The organism is Caballeronia sp. INDeC2, assembly GCF_023631325.1.
Classification (GTDB): domain Bacteria; phylum Pseudomonadota; class Gammaproteobacteria; order Burkholderiales; family Burkholderiaceae; genus Caballeronia.
In genome coordinates this window covers 1-3691 of record NZ_JALQDG010000020.1, presented here as the reverse complement: position 1 = coordinate 3691, position 3691 = coordinate 1, and the positions used below count along the sequence as shown (strand labels likewise).

The window sequence follows — 3691 nt, the reverse complement described above, 5'->3', positions numbered from 1 at the left end:
TAACGCTCGTCGAAACTCACGACCACCCGCTCACTCACCGGATGACATTGGCAAGTCAGCACGAAACCGTCGTCGATTTCGTGTTGTTCGAGCGTGTAGTTCTTCTCCATCTTCACCTCGCCTTCGAGCACTCGCGCGCGGCACGTGCAGCACACACCGCCCTTGCACGCATACGGCAACGCGAGGCCCGCTTTCAAGCCCACGTCGAGCACGCTCACACCTTCATACGGCAGCCGCAATTTGCGTTTCTTGCCGTCGATGATCAGTTCCAGATCCGCCGCCGGTGTGCTCTCCGTAATCTCGATTGCAGGCGCCCCCGCTTGCGGCAACGGCGTGCCGAAGCGCTCCACGTGAATCTGCTTCGGCGCCACGCCCGCGTCTTTCAACGCGGCTTCGGCCGCATCCATCATCGGACCGGGACCGCAGATGAATGCTTCATCGATTTCCTCCGGCGAGAGCAGCGTCTCCAGAAACGCCTTGCACTTCGCCTGATCCAGCACGCCGTTGAACAATTCCACGTCCTGCAGATCGTCCGATAGCACGTGATACAGCGAGAACCGGTCCATATAGCGGTTCTTCAGATCTTCGAGCTCTTCGGCGAACATGATCGCATCGACGCTGCGATTGCCGTACACCAGCGTGAAGCGGCTCGTCGGCTCCATATCGAGCGTCGTCTTGATGATCGCCAGCACCGGTGTGATGCCCGAGCCGCCCGAGAACGCCACGTAGTGTTTCGCGTGATCCGCGTTCAGATGTGTGAAGAAGCGCCCGTCGGGCGTCATGACTTCGATCTCATGGCCGGGCTTCAAAGTATCGAACGCGAAGTTCGAGAAGCGCCCGCCACGCACGCGCTTGATGCCGATGCGCAATTCGCCGTCGCGATCATAGTCGGTCACGCCTACGCAGATCGAATACGAGCGGCGCGTTTCCTCGCCATCGATATGCGTCTTGAGCGTTACGAACTGACCTTGCGTGAAGCGAAACGCATCGCGCAGCGCGGGCGGCACCTCGAACGAAACGGTGAGCGCATCGGCGGTTTCGGGTCGGACGTCACGGATGCGCAGCGGGTGGAATTGCGGAGTCGCCATTTTTTTCGGCTCGCTTTCGTTTGATTCGGTTGATTCAGTTTCAGTACGGCTTGAAGTAATCGAACGGCTCGCGGCAATCGATGCAGCGGTACAGCGCCTTGCATGCCGTCGAGCCGAATTGCGCCAGCTTTTCGGTGTGCGTCGAGCCGCAGCGCGGGCAGGCGATCGTCGCTTTCGTGTAGGGCACGAAACGGATGGGCTTCTCCGTGCCGCTGCATGCGCCTGTCGGCGGTGCGATGCCGTAGCGGCGCAGCTTCTCGCGCGCTTCATCGGTGATCCAGTCGGTCGTCCACGCGGGCGCCAGCACCGTCTCGATGCGATGCGCGCCGAGCTCGGCCCGATCGATCGCCTGCGCAATGTCTTCCGCAATCTGCGACATCGCCGGACACCCCGAGTACGTCGGCGTGATCACCACTTCGAGCACGCCATCGTCGCCTTGACGCACATCGCGCAGAATGCCCAGCTCGCGAATCGAGACCACCGGAATCTCCGGATCGGGCACCGCTTCGAGTACGTCCCACGCGCGTTCGATGGTCGCGTTAGTGGTATTCATCACCAGCTCGCGCCCGGATGTTGACGCGCGAGACTCTGCATTTCCGCCAGCAGATAGCCCATGTGCTCCGAGTGCTCGCCGTGCTTGCCCGTGGTGATGTGCTTCACTTCGGCCGGGGCTTTGAGCGTGGCTTCATCCAGCGCGGCCTGCACTTCGTCACGCCATGCCGCTTCGAACTCGCTCGCAAGCGGCGCGATGCCCGCATCGGCGACGGCCTGCTCGATCGCATCGGTGGCGAAGAACTCGCGCGTGTACGGCATCAAGTAATCGAGCGCGGCCTGCGCACGTCGATGCGACTCCTCGGTGCCATCGCCGAAACGCACCAGCCAGTCGCGCGCGTGATGCAGGTGGTAGCTCGTCTCCTTGATCGACTTCGCCGCGATTGCCGCGAGTTGCGCATCGCTCGATGTTTGCAGCGCGCTCCACACTTCCATCATCAGCGACGAATACAGGAAGTTGCGCACGATCGTCACCGCGTAATCGCGCTCGGCGCGCGTGGTGCCCGCCAGCGGCCCGACGTGAGGCAACTCCGCAATCGTGTAGTTGGCGAACTCGCGCTCGGTCCGAAAATACGCGTAGTCGTCTTCGGTCTTCTTGCTGCCGTTAAGCGCAGCTTCGAGCGACGCCGCATGCGTGTACAAGAGCCGCGCCTGGCCGATCAGATCGAGACTGATGTTCGCCAGTGCGATGTCTTCTTCTAGCGCCGGGCCGTGGCTGCACCATTCGGCATTGCGCTGCCCGAGGATCAGCGCGTTGTCCGCCAGACGCAATACGTAGGCGAGATGGTCCTGACTCATGGCTTCGTCGCCCTTACATGTGATTGATTTCGTCGGGCAGCACGAAGAACGTCGGATGCCGATAGATCTTGTCGCCCGCGGGCTCGAACAGTTCGCCCTTGTCCGCCGGGTCCGACGCCGTGATCGCCGCCGAGGGCACCACCCAGATGCTCACGCCTTCCTGACGACGCGTGTACACGTCGCGCGCCATGCGCAACGCCGCACCCGCATCCGGCGCGTGCAGGCTGCCGCAATGCTTGTGATCCAGTCCCTGCTTGCTGCGCACGAACACTTCCCAGATCGGCCATTCCTTGTTCATCTTCATCGTCTCCCTGCTCATGCTGCTTGTTTGTGGGCGCGGACCTTCTGCTTTTCTGCGTAGGCGAGCGCCGCTTCACGGACCCATGCGCCGTCCTCGTGCGCCTTCACGCGTGTGGCGAGGCGTTCCTTGTTGCATGGGCCATCGCCGTTCACGACGCGCCAGAACTCTTCCCAATCGATCTCGCCGTAGTCGTGCGCGTTTCTCTGCGCGTTCCACTTCAGATCGGCATCGGGCAGCGTGACGCCCAAGATCTTTGCCTGCTCGACGGTTGCATCGACGAACTTCTGACGCAGGTCATCGTTCGAGATGCGCTTGATGCCCCATGCGAAGGACTGGCCGCTGTGGATCGAATCCTTGTCGCTCGGGCCGAACATCATCAGCACCGGCCACCACCAGCGGTTCACCGCCTGCTGCACGAGATCCTTCTGCGCCTGCGTGCCTTTCATCATCGCGAGCAGCGCGTCGAAACCCTGGCGCTGATGGAACGACTCTTCCTTGCAGATGCGGATCATCGCGCGGGCGTATGGCCCGTAGGTGCAGCGGCACAGCGGGATCTGATTCATGATCGCGGCGCCATCGACGAGCCAGCCGATCACGCCGACATCGGCCCACGTGGGCGTCGGATAGTTGAAGATGCTCGAGTACTTCGCACGGCCCGCGTGCAGTGCGGCGACGAGCTGATCGCGCGAGACGCCGAGCGTCTCGGCCGCGCTGTACAGATACAGGCCGTGGCCGCCTTCGTCCTGCACCTTCGCGAGCAGAATCGCTTTGCGCTTGAGGCTCGGGGCGCGGCTGATCCAGTTGCCCTCGGGCTGCATGCCGATGATCTCCGAATGCGCATGCTGCGAGATCTGACGCACCAGCGTTTTGCGGTAGGCGTCGGGCATCCAGTCCTGCGGTTCGATCTTGCCGTCGGCTTGCATTACGGCGTCGAAGCGGGTCTGTTCGGGGG

At 62.4% G+C, this 3691-nt stretch carries 5 protein-coding genes; all 5 read right to left on the bottom strand.

Going from position 1 to position 3691, the window contains the following annotated elements; translation table 11 throughout:
• Positions 1-1088, bottom strand: a 1088-nt coding sequence (gene paaE, locus NCS28_RS12750; RefSeq protein WP_250514142.1) for a 1,2-phenylacetyl-CoA epoxidase subunit PaaE, incomplete at its 3' end; no start/stop codon positions are given.
• A 40-nt stretch (positions 1089-1128) separates the two neighbouring features.
• Positions 1129-1641: a 1,2-phenylacetyl-CoA epoxidase subunit PaaD gene (paaD, locus tag NCS28_RS12745; protein WP_250514141.1), complete on the bottom strand. Its 513-nt coding sequence runs from the start codon at positions 1639-1641 to the stop codon at positions 1129-1131.
• On the bottom strand, positions 1641-2438 hold the full coding sequence (gene paaC / locus NCS28_RS12740) for a 1,2-phenylacetyl-CoA epoxidase subunit PaaC (RefSeq protein WP_250514140.1): 798 nt from the start codon (positions 2436-2438) through the stop codon (positions 1641-1643). The genes paaD and paaC overlap by 1 nt, the downstream gene beginning before the upstream one ends.
• A 13-nt stretch (positions 2439-2451) precedes the next feature.
• Positions 2452-2736, bottom strand: coding sequence for a 1,2-phenylacetyl-CoA epoxidase subunit PaaB (gene paaB, locus NCS28_RS12735; RefSeq protein WP_016346499.1), 285 nt, complete (start codon positions 2734-2736; stop codon positions 2452-2454).
• Between the two features lie 17 nt (positions 2737-2753).
• Positions 2754-3691: 1,2-phenylacetyl-CoA epoxidase subunit PaaA (paaA, locus tag NCS28_RS12730; protein ID WP_250514139.1), on the bottom strand; the 938-nt coding region annotated here is incomplete at its 5' end.

Bases quoted from the DNA above. Each gene is read 5' to 3' on its own strand.
- paaD (WP_250514141.1), bottom strand. From the start codon at position 1,641: ATGAATACCACTAACGCGACCATCGAACGCGCGTGGGACGTACTCGAA.
- paaC (WP_250514140.1), bottom strand. From the start codon at position 2,438: ATGAGTCAGGACCATCTCGCCTACGTATTGCGTCTGGCGGACAACGCG.
- paaB (WP_016346499.1), bottom strand. From the start codon at position 2,736: ATGAACAAGGAATGGCCGATCTGGGAAGTGTTCGTGCGCAGCAAGCAG.